13 protein-coding genes are annotated in these 15475 nt (G+C 69.0%); 6 read left to right on the top strand and 7 right to left on the bottom strand.

Annotated features, from left to right (window positions below; translation table 11 throughout):
* From ACZ6SF_RS23570 to ACZ6SF_RS23550, 5 genes are all read left to right on the top strand, one after another.
* A complete protein-coding gene (locus tag ACZ6SF_RS23570) occupies positions 1-864 on the top strand; it encodes an SDR family NAD(P)-dependent oxidoreductase (RefSeq protein ID WP_466064509.1) in 864 nt (287 codons plus the stop codon).
* Between the two features lie 31 nt (positions 865-895).
* Positions 896-1447 carry a nuclear transport factor 2 family protein gene (locus ACZ6SF_RS23565; protein ID WP_466064508.1) on the top strand — a complete coding sequence of 184 codons (552 nt, stop codon included), beginning with the start codon at positions 896-898 and terminating at the stop codon, positions 1445-1447.
* Between the two features lie 57 nt (positions 1448-1504).
* Positions 1505-2089 carry a carboxymuconolactone decarboxylase family protein gene (locus ACZ6SF_RS23560; protein ID WP_466064507.1) on the top strand — a complete coding sequence of 195 codons (585 nt, stop codon included), beginning with the start codon at positions 1505-1507 and terminating at the stop codon, positions 2087-2089.
* 34 nt (positions 2090-2123) lie between these two features.
* Positions 2124-2528 (top strand): DUF427 domain-containing protein, encoded by a 405-nt coding sequence (locus ACZ6SF_RS23555; protein WP_466064505.1) that lies wholly within the window; start codon positions 2124-2126, stop codon positions 2526-2528.
* Positions 2529-2599: 71 nt separating this feature from the next.
* Positions 2600-3502, top strand: coding sequence for an acyl-CoA thioesterase (locus ACZ6SF_RS23550; RefSeq protein WP_466064504.1), 903 nt, complete (start codon positions 2600-2602; stop codon positions 3500-3502).
* A gap of 1 nt (position 3503) precedes the next feature.
* Here the strand turns inward: ACZ6SF_RS23550 and ACZ6SF_RS23545 are convergent, their stop codons facing one another.
* Both ACZ6SF_RS23545 and ACZ6SF_RS23540 read right to left on the bottom strand, forming a co-directional pair.
* Entirely contained in the window at positions 3504-4310 is an 807-nt protein-coding gene (locus tag ACZ6SF_RS23545) for a FadR/GntR family transcriptional regulator (protein WP_466064502.1), read from the bottom strand.
* Positions 4311-4447: 137 nt separating this feature from the next.
* Positions 4448-4870 carry a winged helix-turn-helix transcriptional regulator gene (locus ACZ6SF_RS23540; RefSeq protein WP_466064501.1) on the bottom strand — a complete coding sequence of 141 codons (423 nt, stop codon included), beginning with the start codon at positions 4868-4870 and terminating at the stop codon, positions 4448-4450.
* 48 nt (positions 4871-4918) lie between these two features.
* Between ACZ6SF_RS23540 and ACZ6SF_RS23535 the strand changes: the two genes are divergently transcribed.
* Positions 4919-5743, top strand: a complete 825-nt coding sequence (locus tag ACZ6SF_RS23535) for an SDR family NAD(P)-dependent oxidoreductase (RefSeq protein ID WP_466064499.1) — start codon at positions 4919-4921, stop codon at positions 5741-5743.
* Positions 5744-5755: 12 nt separating this feature from the next.
* Here the strand turns inward: ACZ6SF_RS23535 and ACZ6SF_RS23530 are convergent, their stop codons facing one another.
* The 5 genes from ACZ6SF_RS23530 to ACZ6SF_RS23510 form a co-directional block, all read right to left on the bottom strand.
* A complete protein-coding gene (locus tag ACZ6SF_RS23530) occupies positions 5756-6889 on the bottom strand; it encodes a TerD family protein (RefSeq protein WP_466064497.1) in 1134 nt (377 codons plus the stop codon).
* Positions 6890-6983: 94 nt separating this feature from the next.
* Positions 6984-7652, bottom strand: a complete 669-nt coding sequence (locus tag ACZ6SF_RS23525; RefSeq protein WP_466064495.1) for an SMI1/KNR4 family protein — start codon at positions 7650-7652, stop codon at positions 6984-6986.
* A 53-nt stretch (positions 7653-7705) separates the two neighbouring features.
* Positions 7706-8020: a hypothetical protein gene (locus tag ACZ6SF_RS23520; protein ID WP_466064493.1), complete on the bottom strand. Its 315-nt coding sequence runs from the start codon at positions 8018-8020 to the stop codon at positions 7706-7708.
* A gap of 39 nt (positions 8021-8059) precedes the next feature.
* Positions 8060-14812, bottom strand: a complete 6753-nt coding sequence (locus tag ACZ6SF_RS23515; RefSeq protein ID WP_466064491.1) for a putative T7SS-secreted protein — start codon at positions 14810-14812, stop codon at positions 8060-8062.
* Complete coding sequence (locus tag ACZ6SF_RS23510) at positions 14813-15451, bottom strand: type VII secretion target (protein ID WP_466064489.1); 639 nt, start codon at positions 15449-15451, stop codon at positions 14813-14815.
* Between the last annotated feature and the right edge of the window lie 24 nt (positions 15452-15475).

Genomic DNA, 15475 nt, shown 5'->3' with positions numbered 1-15475 from the left:
ATGGGGTCACCGACCGGCCGGGTCGCCGTGGTCACCGGCGCCAGCCGCGGGATCGGTAAGGGGATCGCGCTGGCCTTGGCGGAGCAGGGCGCCACGGTGTATGTCACCGGCCGTACGGTCGCGTCCGGGGATCACCCGTTACCGGGCACGATCGGTGAGACCGCGGCCGAATGCGGGCGCCGCGGCGGCACCGGGATCCCGGTGCGAGTGGACCACGGCGACGATGCCGAGGTCGCCGCTCTCTTCGAGCGCGTCGGCGCCGAACAGGGCCGGCTGGACATCCTGGTCAACAACGCGTTCGCCCTGCCGGAGAATCTCACCGATCCGGCGCCGTTCTGGGAGAAACCGCTCGCGGACTGGGAGATGGTCGATATCGGCGTCCGGTCGAATTTCGTGGCCGCCCGCTGTGCCGTTCCCCTCATGGTGCCGGGTAGATCCGGGCTGATCGTCGCGATCTCCGGCTACACCGGGGTCGCCTACACCTACGGGGTGGTGTTCGGCACCGCGAAATCGGCGGTGGACCGGATGGCCCGCGATATGGCCGTCGAGCTGAAACCGTTCGGTATCGCCTCGATCTCGCTGTGGCAGGGTCTCACGCTGACCGAACGCGCCGAACGCAACCTCGCCACTATTCCCGGCCTGTCCGGCGGCGCGGCTACCACACCGGCCGACGGATGCTCGCCGGAGTACCCGGGCCGGGTGATCGCGGCCCTGGCCGCCGATCCCGCCCTCATGAGCCGGTCCGGCGGCACCTTCATCACCGCGGAACTGGGCCGTGACTACGGCATCACCGATACCGACGGCCGGGCGATCCCGTCGCTGCGGGCCACCCGCGGCGCACCGATCTGGGCGCCGATCCCGTGACCACGGGCCGCACAGAATCACCGAGGAACCCATGACCACCACCGATCATCAGGGCCGGCTGGCCGCTCTGCTGGACCGCCAGGACATCATCGACTGCCTGACCCGCTTCTCCCGCGGTATGGACCGGTTCGACCGTGAGGTCTTCCTGTCGGCATTCCATCCCGACGCGGTGATCGCGGCAGGTGATTTCGTCGGCAGCCCCGCCGATCTCTACGACTGGGCCGCCGCCATGCACGAACAGGGACAGTCCGCCACCCATCACAACCTGCTCAACCACACCTGCGATATCGACGGCGATCTCGCGCATACCGAGACCTACTATCTGTTCGCCGCGCGCAATCGCGACGACAGCAACTGGCTCGCCGGCGGACGCTACCTCGACCGGCTGGAACGCCGCGCCGGCGAATGGCGGATCGCGCTGCGGACCAACGCCATCGAATGGTCCGGTGTGGTCCCCACCATGCCCCTCCCGTTCGCCGAGGTCGCGGATCTGTACGCCAACGGGACGCCGTCACGCGATACCGGCGATCCGTCCTATACCCGCCCGCTGCGCAATCTGCGGGCGCCGAACATCCCGGGCTGACCGGAAAACGCGCAGCCGTACGGGCGGGCGGCAGCCCTCAGAGAAAAGGAGTCGGATATGGAGCGGATCCCCCCGCTGAAACCCGCGGAGTGGTCGGCGGAGCTGCTGGCCTTCTTCCGTGAGTTCCGGACCCAGGTGCATCACGGCGGTCCCGCGCCGTCCAACACCCAGTCCGGCACGAACCTGCTGGGCACTCTCGCCCGCTATCCCGCCTTCACCATGGCGTTCCTGCCGTTCAACGGTCATCTGCTCTACGGCACCAAACTCTCCGACCGGCAGCGGGAGATGCTGATCCTGCGTGTGGCCGATCTCTGGGGCAGCGAGTACGAGTGGGCCCAGCATGTGGTGCTGGGGGGTAACGCCGGATTGTCCGACGACGAGATCGCCCGGATCGCCGCCGGACCGGACGCGGCCGGCTGGACCCCGGAGGACGCCGCGCTGCTGCGGGCCGCCGACGAACTGCGCACCGACGGTGCGATCGGCGACGAGACCTGGCAGGCGCTCGCGGGGGAGTTCGACGAACAGCAGCTGATGGATATCGTCTTCACCGTCGGCTCCTACGCGATGCTGGCCATGGCGCTGCGTTCCTTCGGGGTCCGGCCCGAACCCGGACTCCTGCCGTATCTGCCTGTGGCACAGTGAATCCGGGGGGGAAACGTACAGATTCGGAGCAGCAATGAGCGAACAACCCGCACCCTCCGGCTACGACCGGCATCCCGACTACCGTGTCGATCTGCTCGCCCGCACCAATGTGATGACCGCGGTCGCCGGCGGGCAGCAGCTGGCCTCCAGCGATGCCTGTCTCCTGGTGGACGAGCAGGATCACGGTCTGGTCGTGTACTTTCCGCCCGACGCGGTGGACCTGACCCGGCTCGAGCCCGTCGCCGATCTGCACACCGTCTGCCCGTTCAAGGGTGAGGCGTCGTATTGGACACTGCCCGGCAGCGACCGGCAGTGGATCGCCTGGACCTATCCGCGGCCCCATCCGCCGGTCGCCCGCCTGGCCGGCTATATCGCCTTCGACCAGAGCGCCGTGGCGGTGACCGTCGGCGCAGGCCGCTACACGGGGGTCCGGGCATGAGCGAGTCAGGCCCGGAGGAGGTAGCGGAGCGTCACCACGCAGGGCCCTCGCACATGCTCCATGGACACAGCATGAGCGAGTCAAGTCCGGAGGAGGTAGCGGAATCCTCGGAATCCTCGATGGCGCGGATGATCGAGATCTTCGATGTGCGTGCCGATCCGGTGGTCCCGGCCCGGTATTTCGGTGACAGCGACGGCGGCAGCAGACGCGTCGTGGACGGCAGCCAGATCCTCGGCCAGAGCATCGTGGCCGCCACCCGGGCCCTGCCCGGCCGGACCGTCCGCTCCGCCCATGCGCTGTTCGTCGGCGCGGCCGATCCCGATATCCCGCTGGACTTCACCGTCACGCCGATCAAAACCGGCCGCAGCTACGCCAGCGCCACCGTGACCGTGCGCCAGGAACTGCGGGTTCGCACGAGTTGTACGGTGCTGCTGGACAGCCCGCAGCCCGACCTGGTCCGCCTGGATACACCCGCCGGACTACCGGTGGCGGGGCCGGAGCGGGCCGTCCCGGCCGACAGCCTGCCGCTGCCGGGCCGCGAGGTCCGGATCGTCGACTGCGCCGATATCAACGACCCCGACGAGGTCGGCCCGCCCGTGGTCGATGCGTGGCTGCGCTACGACGAGGTCCCCGCCGCCGACGAACTGCGCCGCGCGATCCTGGCGCATTTCACCGGGCACCTGGGCATTTCCACGGCCCTGCGCCCACATCCGGGCCTGGGCACCGCGCAGGCGCACCACACCTTGTCGACCGCGCCCATGGGTATCACCGTGACATTCCACGACCCCGTGAAATGGGACGGCTGGCTGCGTTACCACCACGAGGCCGCGTTCCTGGGTGCGGGCAGCGCCCATATCCGCGGCCAGATCAGCACGGAGAGCGGGGTGCTCATCGCCTCGTTCGCCCAGGACGCCATGATCCGCGGGTTCGAGCCCGGGCCGGTGACCGAGATCCACAGCGCGGCCCGGTTGTAGGTCAGCGGCGCGCGCCCCGGTCGCCGCGGATGGCCTGTTGCGCCATGGTCGACGAGGCGTTGACGATCCCGTCGTCGAAACGCTTCAGCAGCAGCGCCTGCGTGGCGGCCAGGTGCGCGCACGCCATATGCTCGGCGGCGGAGGCCTGCCCCGCGGCGATATCGTCGACGATCTTCTGATGGGTACGCACCGCGGCCCGCGCCTGCTCCGGAGAGGGGTATTCGCCGCGTCCGGTCAGCGCCTCGGCCCACGCCTCCTCCTGGGCCGACCACAGGGCCACCAGGCTGCTCACCACATAGCGGACCGTGGCATTCGGCGTGAAGGAAACCACCAGGTCGTGGAATTCGCGCGCGGTCTGGGTGAAGGCCACACCGTCGTCGATCAGTTCCATCGACTTCGCGATGTTCTCGGTGAGCGCCGGTACCACCGCGTCCATCCGGTCCTCGCGGCGCGCGCATTCGGCCGCGCACATCGGTTCCAGCATCTGCAGGCCGGTGGCCAGATCGCCCAGCGTCACCCGACCGCCCTGCAGGGCGAGCCCGAGATGATAGGCCGCCGAGGTCTCGTCGGGGCGGTGCACCTCCGCGCCACCGACATTGCCGCGCCGGACGGTGACCAGGCCCTCGGTCTCCAGGATCCGGATGGCCTCGCGGATGGACGGGTAGGAGACACCGAACTCCTGCACCAGCTGATCCTGGGTGGGGAGCCGGTAGTCGTCGGTGCCGTTGAGGATCCGGGTGCGCAGCTCCGCCGCGACCGTCTGCGCCACGCGATGCTGCGTGACCCGTCCCCGCCGCGGGGCCGTCACGACAGCCGCTTACGGCCGGATGGGTACACCATGAACTGGAGTTTATCGCGACACGTTTAGTTCATCAATGATTGCAATATTTGCAAGGACAGCCTGCCGGTCGCACAACCGGACCGGACAGCGGCCGTTCCAGTGAGCTATCCGGAACGCTCCCGTGATTCCGGTCCGCGCCCCTGCGCGCGGTCGGGCTCGCGCGACCAGGTAACCGCCCACCCGGCCAGCGCGGACACCGGTCCGAGCAGATCCCGCCCCGCGGCGCTCAGCGAGTATTCCACGCTCGGCGGCACCGTCGGGAACACCGTCCGCACCACGAGCCCGTCGGCCTGCAGTTGCCGGAGGGTGCGGGTCAGCATGCGCTGACTGATCCCCTCGATCGACCGCTCGAGTGCGTTGAACCGCTGCGGCCCGCGGCCGAGCAGGGTCAGGATCAGCACCGTCCACTTGTCTCCGAGCCGGCGCGCGATCTCGGTCACCGGACAGGCCTCGTACTCGGCGCGGGGAACCGGTACCGGCAGGTCCGCCGTGAGCAGGACCGGAACATCGGTGTGCGTACCGGACATGAAACTGCCTCCTTGTGCCCGCCGCCGGACGCCCCGACGATCGGCCTCATGAGCGATGATACGAAGACCGTCGTGATCAGCGGCGGCACCGACGGGATGGGCCGCGCCCTGGCCCTGGCCCGTCTCACCCGCGGCGACCGAGTGGTCGTGATCGGCAGCAGCGCGGAGAAGGGCCGCGCGCTGCGGGACGAAACCGGCGACCGGGTCGAATTCCTGCGCGCCGACCTCTCCCTGGTCGCCGAGAACCGGCGGGTGCTCGACCATCTCACCGGTCGCTACCCCTCGATCGACGCGCTGGCGCTGTTCGCCAACCGGCCCTCGCCCCGCCGCCGCGAAACCGCCGAGGGCCTGGAATCGGTCTTCGCGCTCTACTACCTGAGCCGGTATCTGCTCGCGCACGGCCTGCGGCGGCAGCTCGAGGCGGCGTCCGATCCGGTGATCGTGAGCGTCGCCGGTGTGGGCGCCACCGCGGGGGCCGTGCGGTGGGACGATATGCAGCTCACCCGCCGCTACGGAACGGTCCGCGCCCAACTGCACGCCGGGCGCGCCAACGACCTGCTCGGGGTCGCCTACGCCGAGCGCGGCGGCGCGGCGGTCCCGTTCGTGATGTACCACCCGGGATTCACCCGCAGCGGTGATCTGTCACCGTTGAATCCGCTGGTCCGCACCATGATTCGCACCCTGGCGCGGTTCCGGGCCCGGCCGGTGGAGGCGTCCGTGGCGCCGATTCTCGATTTCATCGACCGGCCGCCGGCCGCCGCCTTGACCGCCGTCGACAGGGGAAAAGTCCTCGACGCTGCTTTCCCGACACTGGACCCGGCCGCGGCCCGCCGGCTCGCTGCCTATACCGACGATCTGCTCCGGACCCTCTGACCGCTGTCCGGGTCAGGTGTGGTCGGCTTTGAACTGGTTCACCGGTCCCTTGTCCATCCGGACCTCCACTCCGCCATCGGGACGCAGGACCACCTCCGGGCGGCGCTCGGAGAACCGCTTGCTGTAGAGCTCGAGCCGTTCGATGAGGACGCCCTCGGGGCGGTTGTAGACGATGCCCGGCACACAGGTGAAGATCCAGGCGGACTTCTTGGCCTGGTCGGCGGGGATGGTGACGCTGTCGGCGCCGCTCTCGATCGAGAGCGTCACCCGGTACTTGTGGAACGACCCGGTGCCGTTGTTGATCGCCGAGTACGCGACCGGGATCACCGCGAGGATCTCGGGAGCCAACCGGACCTCGATGATCTCCTCGGCCTGCCCGCCGCCGCGCCGTACATCGCCGCGTCCGCGGTCGCCGAGATGTCGCACCAGATCTCGATACACCGGGTCGGCAGGGGTCCCGGCGGCCGGGAAGGTGGCGACATGCACGACCTCACCGCTGGTCAGTACGACCAGGGCGTAGGCCTCGTAGTCGGTGCCGCTGGCCCACGCCACCCGTAGCCGGACCAGCGGCGTCTTGCGCAGCAGCACCGGGGGTGCGCCTTTGGTGAGGGTCACCGCGCCCTTGGCGAAATCGACGGCCGGGGCGGGTGTGGGGTCGGCCGGTGCCGGATCGTCCACCGTGATCCCGAAATCCGTGGCCAGACCCGCCAAACCCGTGGCGTATCCCTGCGCCACATTCCGGATCTTCCACGTGCCCGCGCGCCGGTAGACCTCCGCCAGGATCACCGTGGTCTCCGAGGTGAGCCCGGTGATCGGCAACTCGAAGGTATCCGCGCCGTCCTCGACGACCCGGACGCCGAGTGCCATATCGCCGAAGGTCCCGGAGTCGATCGACGCGGCCACCACGATCCGGTCGGTACTCACCGCCACGGCGGGCAGGTCGATCTCGAGTTCCGCGCCGCTCACCCGCAACGCGCCGTCCGGTGACCTCGGCTGATTGTAGAAAACGAAATCCTCGTCCCCGCCGACCTTGCCGTCACTTCGCAGGCACAGGGCGGTGAGGTCGATCCCCGCCGGGGTGGCCGAGATCCGCACTCTCCCACCCCGCACGGCCGCATTGCCGCCCTTACCGATCACCTTGGCCATCCGCACTCCGCCGACGCTCGATCCTGTTGGCCCTCAGACCAGGTCGCCCCTGCGGTTCCCGGCCCGATCCGCCCGAGCCGGCCGCCCCGCTACTCTATCGCTGCTCGAATCGTTCGTAGAGTGCATTGAAGAGGTTCTCCTCCGGATCTCCGAACCACGGAAGCAACTGCGTACCATCGCTGATCTCGGTGGCCCGCCAGGCATCGGCGCCGACTTCTTCCAGCAGGATCGTCAGTAATTCGCCGAAGTCGGAAGATACGACGAAATGCTGCTCCTCGTTCCGCCCGAAGTTGATTATCTGACCCGGGTCACCTTTTTCGCCCGGGTCGAGGTCCAGGCCTATGTAGTCGGATTCTTGCGGGTCGGACCACAGTGGAATCCAGCCGGGCGAAGTGTAGAGCGTCTTGACCCGCCCTTCGGCACCGGGAAAAACATCTCCCATTTCCTGTAGGTCTTCGATATCCGGATCTCGGCGTATCTCCTCCCATTCATTCCAGCATTCCCCGATGAGAGCGGTGGACAGAAATGAGAGGGTGGGCAGGCAGGGGATCGCGTATGCGGAATGGGAGGAGGTCATCGTCTTCCGCTGACCGTTGTGAATCGAGAGGACCGCCTTGACGTCGGCCGGTAGTTCGCGGCCGATCGCGGATTCGAGTTCATCCAGTTGGGCGGAAGTCGCCGGAGGAGCGAGATTCTCGTACGCCAACGGCACATTCTCGCGGAGCCAGGAAACATAGGCCTCGAAGGTTTCCACTGCAGCCATGGTGCGAACCTATCAGATCCGATATCCGGCGGCCGGGTCGCGAGGCGAGGCGGTCACGTGCCCGAATACGAGAAGTCGGCGGCCATGCTCCAGCTTCCGCCGGGGTCCTTGGTGTATCGGTAGGTCGCCTGCGACAGTCCGGAGTTCGCCCGCTCGTGGAGATTCGCGAGTTGCCCGACTGCCTGATACAGGTCGTCGGATGGAACCACCATCGATTGGGTGCTGGCGGTGAGCGTCACGCGGATCCCATCGGCGCCCAGCGAGATCGCCAACTGTGCGGCGGTGTCGTCCTCGTACATCTCTTCCAGCACCAGCCTGGCGATGGTTCCATCCACTGCGTGTTGTTCGTCCAGAGGCACCTCGGGCACTCGTATCTCCTGTTCCTGTCGCCGGCCGATCCGGAAGTTCTAGGGACGTGGGTATTTCGGCTTCGCGGGAGTGGTCACCCCTCGCTGATCGGTGTCCGGATTGTTGATCGTCACTCTGAAACCGGGGATTTCCTTGCCGGCGCTATCGTATAGCGAGTAGGTCGAACTCGTCGGGCGGCCGTTAGAGTCCCGCCCGTTGATGGTCGCCTGCATCGTTGTTCCCGGATGGGCCTTCGCATACTTGATGGCCGCGTTCTCCCACCTTTTCTTCAGCGATGTATTCGCATTGCCCTGCTGGGAGAAGATGTTCTCTCGTACATTGACATCCCGATGGTTCTGGACGCCGGCCTCCGGAATCAGATGCCCTCGGTTGTCGAGGTCCTCGATCCAGCCCGCGGGATGTTCGAGGTGGCCGACTCCGCGTTTCTTGTAGTTCGTGGGGGGATCGAGTTTCGCGACCGCGGTATGCGGCCGGCCGGCACTGTCGAGATAGTAGGTGGATCCTCCTCTGGTCACCCGTCGGAACTCGCCTTCCGGCAGGACTGTTCCGTCGGGTAGCGGTTCGTTCTTCGGCGCCTCGCCGTCTGCCGGGGTCGTCTCCTCGCTACCCGGCCGTCCGGTCTCGGGGTCGGGGTCCCGGACCGTGGACGGGTCGGTGTCGGGGACTCGGTCGGTGTCGGCGGTCGGGCGTGCGGGAGTGGGGTCGTGGGGGGTGGGGTTGTCGGGGTCCGGTGTGGGTTCGGAGTCGGGATCGGGGGTGTCGTCGGTATCGCAGGATCGGGGGAGCAGACCCAGGGGGTCGCTCCAGACGGTCGGGTTGTGTGGATAGCTGTGGGGGTTCGGCGCGGGGGAGAGGCCGAGGGGGTCGCGGGTCAGGAATCGGCCGGTGGCGGGGTCGTAGTAGCGGTAGCGGTTGTAGTGCAGACCGGTTTCGGGGTCGTGGAACTGGCCGGGGAAGCGCAGGGGGGTGGCGGTGGGACCGGACCAGATGGTCGCGCCCCACAGATCGGTGGTGGCGGTGGCGAGGGTCTCACCGGTGCGAGGGTCCACGAGATGCGTCGGGGTGCCGACGAGATCGGTGACGATCACGGTGAGTTCGGGGTCGGAGCCGTCCCGGTGGATGGTCTGGGTGAGCGGGACCGGGGAGTCCGGGAGGTACTCCCAGCAGGTCGTGATTCCGGGCTCGGCGCATTCGATCAGCCGGTCACCGTCCCAGGCGTAGTCGACGCGCCGCAGAACCGCACCGGTGATGTCGAGTCGTTGTTTGGTGGTGCGGCGACCGAGCGCGTCGTAGGTGTACTGCCACCAGTGCCGCTCCGGGGTGTAGACGTCGGTGAGCTGGTCGAAACCGTTGTAGCGGTAGAACCATTCCTCGGTGCGGCCGATCGCGGTCTTGCGGGTCAGGCGGCCGGCGCGGTCGTAGCCGTAGCGGTGGCGGCCGTCCTGGATCAGCAGGTTGTTGTCGTACACGCGTGTGGATCCGGAATCCGGACGGCCGGTGGCCGGAGCGGGATCGTGCGGCGGAGGCGTTCGCCGGGCGCCGGTGATATTCCCGAGCGCGTCGTAGTCGTAGTGCTCGGTGGGCTGATTGCCGCCGGTGGCGGTGGTGACGCGGCCCACGGCGTCGAGGGTGTAATAGCGCTGCAGCGGCGGGCTTCCGGGCCGGTCAGCCGTGTGCGCGGTGAGGTGGCCGTCCGCGCGATAGTCGAATTCGTCCCGGTGGAGCCGACGCGGGGCCGGTCTCGTTCCCTCACCGAGACCGAGGGACAGCAGCGGTGCGGGAAAGGCGGTCACGTCCTGGCGGGTGACGCGGCCGGCCGGGTCGAGTGTTCGGGTGACCGCTAGTTCGCCGGTGCGCCAGCCGGTCCGGCGGCCGAGGGGATCGTATTCGACGGCGATATCGTGGTCGCCGGCACCGATCCGGTCGATACGGCCGGCGGGATCGAGATGCCACCCGGTTTCGGCGCCGGTGGGGGCGGTGCGTCCCGCGCGGCGACCGTGCGGGTCGTAGGCGTAGCGCAACGGTGGGCGATCGTCGATCTGTTCGGTGACGAGCAGACCCGTCGCGCTGTAGTGATAGTCGAGGGTGTGGGTGGTGTCGCTCCCGGAACCGGTGGCGGCGACGAGAACGCGGCCGGCGGCATCGTGGGTGTAGCGGACCCATTCGCCGGCGTCGGTGCCGATCTCGGTGAGCCGGCCCAGGATGTCGTGCCGGTGATAGCGGGTGATGCCGGTGGCGGGGGTGACGGCGGCGACCCGTCCGGCCGCATCCCGGGTGTAGGTGGTGGTGGCCGCGGAGTAGTCGGTTTCGGCGATGAGCTGCCCGGCGAGATCGTAGTCGTAGGTCCAGCGCTGCCCGAGTGGATTGTGCACGGCGGTGAGCCGACGCTCGGTGTCCCATGCGTAGCGGGTGACCGAACCGTCCGGATCCGTCCGTGACCGGATCAGGTCGAAAGCCCCGTAGCTGTATTCCGTGACACCGCCCGCACGGTCGATATGGCAGGTGAGATTGTCTTCACCGTCGTAGGACCAGGACTGTTCGGCGCCGTCGGGATCCGTTCTGCGGATGAGATTTCCGGCCGCGGACCACTCGTAGTGCGTTGTGGAGCCGTCGGCGGAAGTTCTCCGGACCGGCCGCCCGGCGGCATCGCGTTCTATCCGGATGACCCCGCCGTGTGGATCGACGATCCGGATCGGTAGTCCGGCGGCATCGCTGTGTACCACGGTGGTGCCGCCGCCGGAGCCGAAGGAGGCGACGGCGCCGTCGGGGTGATGGGTGAACTCGGTCCGGGTGCCGGCGGCGTCGAGGACAGCGGTCAGATCGCCGCTCTCGGACCATTCGCGGCGCCGCACCACCCCGTCCGCGCCGGTAATGGTGGCCACGCGATTGGGCAGCGCGTAGTCCATACCGATAACGGACCCGTCCGGGCGGGTGATCGTCGTCGGATCGCCGTCGGAGTTGTAGACGTAGCGGGTCCGGGTGGCGCGATCGGGACCGGTGACCACCAGCGGTTTGCGGTCGATGTTGTAGTCGTAGTGGAATCGCCCGCCGCCGGGTGTCACGAGGTCGCGCAGTTGCAGATCGCGGTCGAATCCGTGGGTCGTGACGGCACCCAGCGAATCGGTGACCCTGGTCAGCCGGCCGGTACCGTCCGGTAGGTCCAGGTACTCGAAATCGCAGTTGAGCATGCCGTCGCTACCGCGTTGGCGGACGACCCGCCCCGACTCGTCGTAGGTGTTGACCATCCGGTTGCCGTTGGAATCGGTCCACGAGGTCAACCGGTGCCCGGCGTCGTAGGTGTAGCGGGTGGTGGCGTCGGCCGCGTTGGTGACGGCCACGAGTTCCCCGGCGTCGTAGCCGAACGTGCGCAGCGGGACGGCCGTCGGCGAATCCGGGCCGCCGGTGCGCAGCGACAGCCGGGTGATGCGGCCGCCTGCGGTATCCACGCGGATCCGGTACCCGCCGGAATGGGAGACCTCGACCGGTACGCCCCGGGCGTCGTAGTGGAAGCGGATACGGTTGTGGTGGCGGTCGGTGACGGCCGATACGGCGTAGTTGCCGAGGGCGGTGTCCAGGCCGCCGAGTACCGGTTCCGGCGCGAAATGCCAGGTGAGTTCCCGCTCCCGGTCCCACACCCGGTAGCCGCCGGTATCGGTGCGGGTCAGCGACCACTGCCGGCCCCCGGTGAGCGGCGGGGCCGGGAACCCGGCCTCGGCGTGCGGGTAGGCGAGCAGGATGCCGTCCTCACCGAAGAAGACGACGCCCTCGGCCGTGACGGCGATCCGGGTGTCCAGTGTGGTGGCCCACGACGGTCCGAACCAGCGTCCGAATCGGTAGTTCGAATGGTGCGCTCGTTTCAGCAGCAGCGGCAGCACGCCGACCAGCTCGATATCGGTTTCGGGAAGCAGGAATTCGCCGGTGCCGATATCCACCGGGTCGGTGGAGCAGGTCTTCTGTTCGGGAGTGCGGTTGTGGTCGGCGCCGGATTCGCGGGCGTGGTCGTGGGCGTCGCGGTCGGCATCGGCCCGATCGCGCGGGGTGGGGGTGTCGCGGTCGGTGGGGGTGTCGTGATCGCGGTGGTCCGGATCGCGTTCGCGGGAATCCGGATCGCGGTCGCGCTGGTCCGGATCGCGTTCGCGGGGGTGCCGGTCGCCCGGGGTGTCGTCGGTATCGCGGCGGGGCCGGTCGTTCGGTGGGTCCGGATCGTCGCGCCTCGTGGGGGAGTGAGGTGCGTCGTGCTCGCCGGTGCGCGGGTGGGTCCCGTCGCGCGGTCCCCGGCCGTCGGGAGAGTCGGGCCGGGACCCGGGACGGCCTGTCGGATCGCCGGACTCCGGTCGCCGCGCGGGTGCGTCGTGATCCGGCCGGGTGGACGGTGCCGAGTCCGGGTCGGTCCTGGACCGCGACGACGCGTCGGGATCCGGTCGCGTGGTCGGCCCGGAACGGCCCGGTGTGTTTCCGGGGGCCCGGTTGTGCGGCGTGGTGTCGGGGGTGCGCGCGGGTGAGGTGTTGTCCGGCGTCCGCGAAGCCGGTCCGGATTCCGGGTTCCGTGCCGGCGACGAGGTGTCGGGTCGCGGGGCCCGGTTGCCGGGGTCCGGTGTGCGGGTGTCGGGGCCGGGGTCCGGGCGCAGCGGCGAACCGGGCCCGGTATGGGTGCCGGGGGCGAGGTACGGCGAGGGTGTGTTCGTGGCGTCGCCGGGACGGGATTCGGGGCCGGACCGGGGTCCCCCGTCCGGACCCGGATCGGTGTGCGCATCGGGCGAACCGTCGGAGTCGGGTGCGTCCGGCCGGTCGGTGTCGCGGACGCCGGGTGGTCCGGAATCCGTCCGCGCGGCGGGCTGGTCGCCGTCCGGCCGGACGGCCGGCGTGTCCTCGATATCCGGGTCCGGCCGCGGGGCGGAGGTTTCGCTGTCGGGATGGGCCGGGGAGCCGGGATCGTCGGCGCGGGAGCCGGTGTCGTCGCGCGGGGCGGGCGATTCGGCTTCGGGATGCGTTCCGGGCCGGTCGTTTCCGCCCTCCGGCGCCGAATCCCGGGGCGTGTCCTGGGTGTGGTCGGGACGAGCGGGCGGGTCGGTGTCGGGCTGGGTGGCCGGTGGCCGCTGGGGATCGTCGTGTGCCGCCGGATGCGGGCCGGAATCGCCGGGGGTGTGCGCGGTCGGGCTCGAATCGCCCGGTGTCGTGGACGGTGGGTCGGTATGGGCGGACGGGTCGGCCGCGTCGGGGCGCGGCTCGGTGCGCTGTAGCGGTGGGTCGGGATCGTCGCCGGGGCCCTGCGGGTCCGGATCGGGGTGGCGATCGGGCTCCGGGGTGTGGGATTGCGATGGCGGGGAGTCGGTATCGGTGTGCGCGGGTGGGTCGTTGTCGGGGCGGGCGGCGGGCGGATCATCGGGCGTGTGGTCGGGTAGTTGCCCGCCGCCGGGGTCGTCGTCGGTATCGCGGTCGCGCGGCGGATCCGAGTGGGCCGGAGGATCGTCCGAGGTGCGGTCGCCGCTACCGGGACCCTCCGATTCGGGACGGCTGCCGGTGTCCATGGGGTTGGTATCGGGGGTGTGCCCCGAGTCGGGCGACGGTCCGGCCTGGTCCGGTGGCCGGCTGGGATGGCCGGGCGGGTTGTGCGGGTTCGGAGCGTGCGTATCGGGCAGGTGGCGGCCGAGTTCGGCGAGATCGTCGAGCCTCCTGGTGGCCTGGCCCGCGTCGGCGAGCCGGCGCAACGCGCTGATCGCGACCTTGGCGCTGCCTCCGCCGCCGGTGGCCGCGGTGAGCAGGGCGTCACCGGTGAGCGCGCCCATGAATTCGAAGGGATTGCGGCGGGCGTCCTCCAGGATCGCCGACACCGCGGCGCCCGGATCCGCGGCCGCGACCACCAGTCCGGTGCCGAGGTTCGACAGACCTTCCAGGTAGTCGGCCGGGTGGGTCATGTTGTAGGTGTCGAACGGGTTGATCTGGCGCACGAACTGGACGAGGCCGGTAAGGCTGGTCAGCAGTCCGGACATGAAATTCAGCGCCCCGTGTTCGAGGACGCCGCCGAGATCGGAGAGGTTGGCCAGCCAGCGATCGGTGAACGGTGGTTCGGCCGGGGCCAGCTCGGTGGCGGCGGAGATCGCATTCACCGCGACGGTGGCGCCGTTGTCGCGCGCGATCCGGGCGTTGCGCAGAATCGCCCGGGCGTTGTTGCGCATCGGGGTCCAGGTGTCGATCAGAGTGGTCTGCGACTGCTGTTCGGCGGTCAGCGAATTCCACCAGGAGATCTGGCGCTGTTCCTCCCGGGCCGCGGCCTTCCATTCGTCGATGGCGTCCGCGGCCTTACCCTGCGCGGTTTTCACCACGTTGTGCCAGGCGGTCATCGCCTCGGCCGCGTCGGCCATGGCGTCGGCGCCGTCGAACCACAGTTTCGGCTGTTTGTCGTAGACCTCGTTGAACGCGTCGGCGCCCTCGCCCACCCAATTCGCCGAATCGATCTGTTTCAGGGCCTCGCCCGTGGATTCCAGGGCCGCGGACATATCGTTCAATGTCTGGGCGGTGGAACCGATCTCGGCGGGATTTCCGAGAACGAGCTCGGTGGGGTCCTCGGATTCCCCGAGTTCCCGTTCCTCGACGTCACCGCCGGTGGCCGAGGCGATCTCGTCGCCGAAATCGTCGAGTGCTTCGGCGGCGCCGTCGAGCCCGATGGCATCCGCGCCGTCGGCGACGAGATCCAGCCCGTCGTCGATCAGTTCACCGGCGCCCTCGACGACGTTCTCGACACCGTCCTCGATCGCCTCGCCGATATCGTCGACGAAATCGAAAACCCCCACCTACTGCCCCCCGGACTCCTGCGCGATCTCCGCGGCGCGTTGCGCGGCCCCCGTATTCCATCCCGGCGTCTCACCGGTGACCTCGCTGGTCAACGGCATGTTCACCGGGCTGAGGACACTCAGATTCGCCAGTGCCTGCGGCCCGACCTCCTGGATGATCTGGTTGTTGGTCTCGATGGTCTGGAAGGCCCGGTCGAAGGATTCCGGGCTGTAGTCGGGGTTCAGGACATGGTTGATGGGGTTGTCGGCGAAGGTATCGCCCCAGGACCGGCTGGTGATCTCTTCCTCCGACAGATGCGGATTGCCCAGCATATGGGTCCACATCTGCTTGAGGGTGCCCTCGGCCTGGTTCTCCATCTCGTCGTAGCGGCCGGCGGCCAGCCCGAGGGTCTGTGCGATCGAATTGCCCGCCTGCACCAGCGCGCGCACCCCCCACGACCAGCGTTCGGTGAACTCCTCGAAGGATTTCTGCACGGTGTGTTTGCCGATTTCGAGGGTCGACATGGTCAGCAGCGAGAAACCGCGGCCCATATTGCCGGTCTCCCCGATCCCCAGCTCCGTGAGTTCCCCGATGGTGGCCTCGATCCCGTCCGCGGCCTGCTGCAGCACCGCCGGATCGACCTGCACCTGCTGTGTCATTCCCCGCCCCTCCCGTGGTTGTCC

It is taken from the genome of Nocardia sp. NPDC049935 (assembly GCF_055586645.1).
Note: the sequence above shows the minus strand (reverse complement) of the source record. Positions and strands in the feature narration are given on the sequence as shown.

Coding starts and splice junctions, on each gene's coding strand:
- ACZ6SF_RS23570 (WP_466064509.1), top strand. CDS start 1: ATGGGGTCACCGACCGGCCGGGTCGCCGTGGTCACCGGCGCCAGCCGC.
- ACZ6SF_RS23565 (WP_466064508.1), top strand. CDS start 896: ATGACCACCACCGATCATCAGGGCCGGCTGGCCGCTCTGCTGGACCGC.
- ACZ6SF_RS23560 (WP_466064507.1), top strand. CDS start 1,505: ATGGAGCGGATCCCCCCGCTGAAACCCGCGGAGTGGTCGGCGGAGCTG.
- ACZ6SF_RS23555 (WP_466064505.1), top strand. CDS start 2,124: ATGAGCGAACAACCCGCACCCTCCGGCTACGACCGGCATCCCGACTAC.
- ACZ6SF_RS23550 (WP_466064504.1), top strand. CDS start 2,600: ATGAGCGAGTCAAGTCCGGAGGAGGTAGCGGAATCCTCGGAATCCTCG.
- ACZ6SF_RS23540 (WP_466064501.1), bottom strand. CDS start 4,870: ATGTCCGGTACGCACACCGATGTTCCGGTCCTGCTCACGGCGGACCTG.
- ACZ6SF_RS23535 (WP_466064499.1), top strand. CDS start 4,919: ATGAGCGATGATACGAAGACCGTCGTGATCAGCGGCGGCACCGACGGG.
- ACZ6SF_RS23530 (WP_466064497.1), bottom strand. CDS start 6,889: ATGGCCAAGGTGATCGGTAAGGGCGGCAATGCGGCCGTGCGGGGTGGG.
- ACZ6SF_RS23525 (WP_466064495.1), bottom strand. CDS start 7,652: ATGGCTGCAGTGGAAACCTTCGAGGCCTATGTTTCCTGGCTCCGCGAG.
- ACZ6SF_RS23510 (WP_466064489.1), bottom strand. CDS start 15,451: ATGACACAGCAGGTGCAGGTCGATCCGGCGGTGCTGCAGCAGGCCGCG.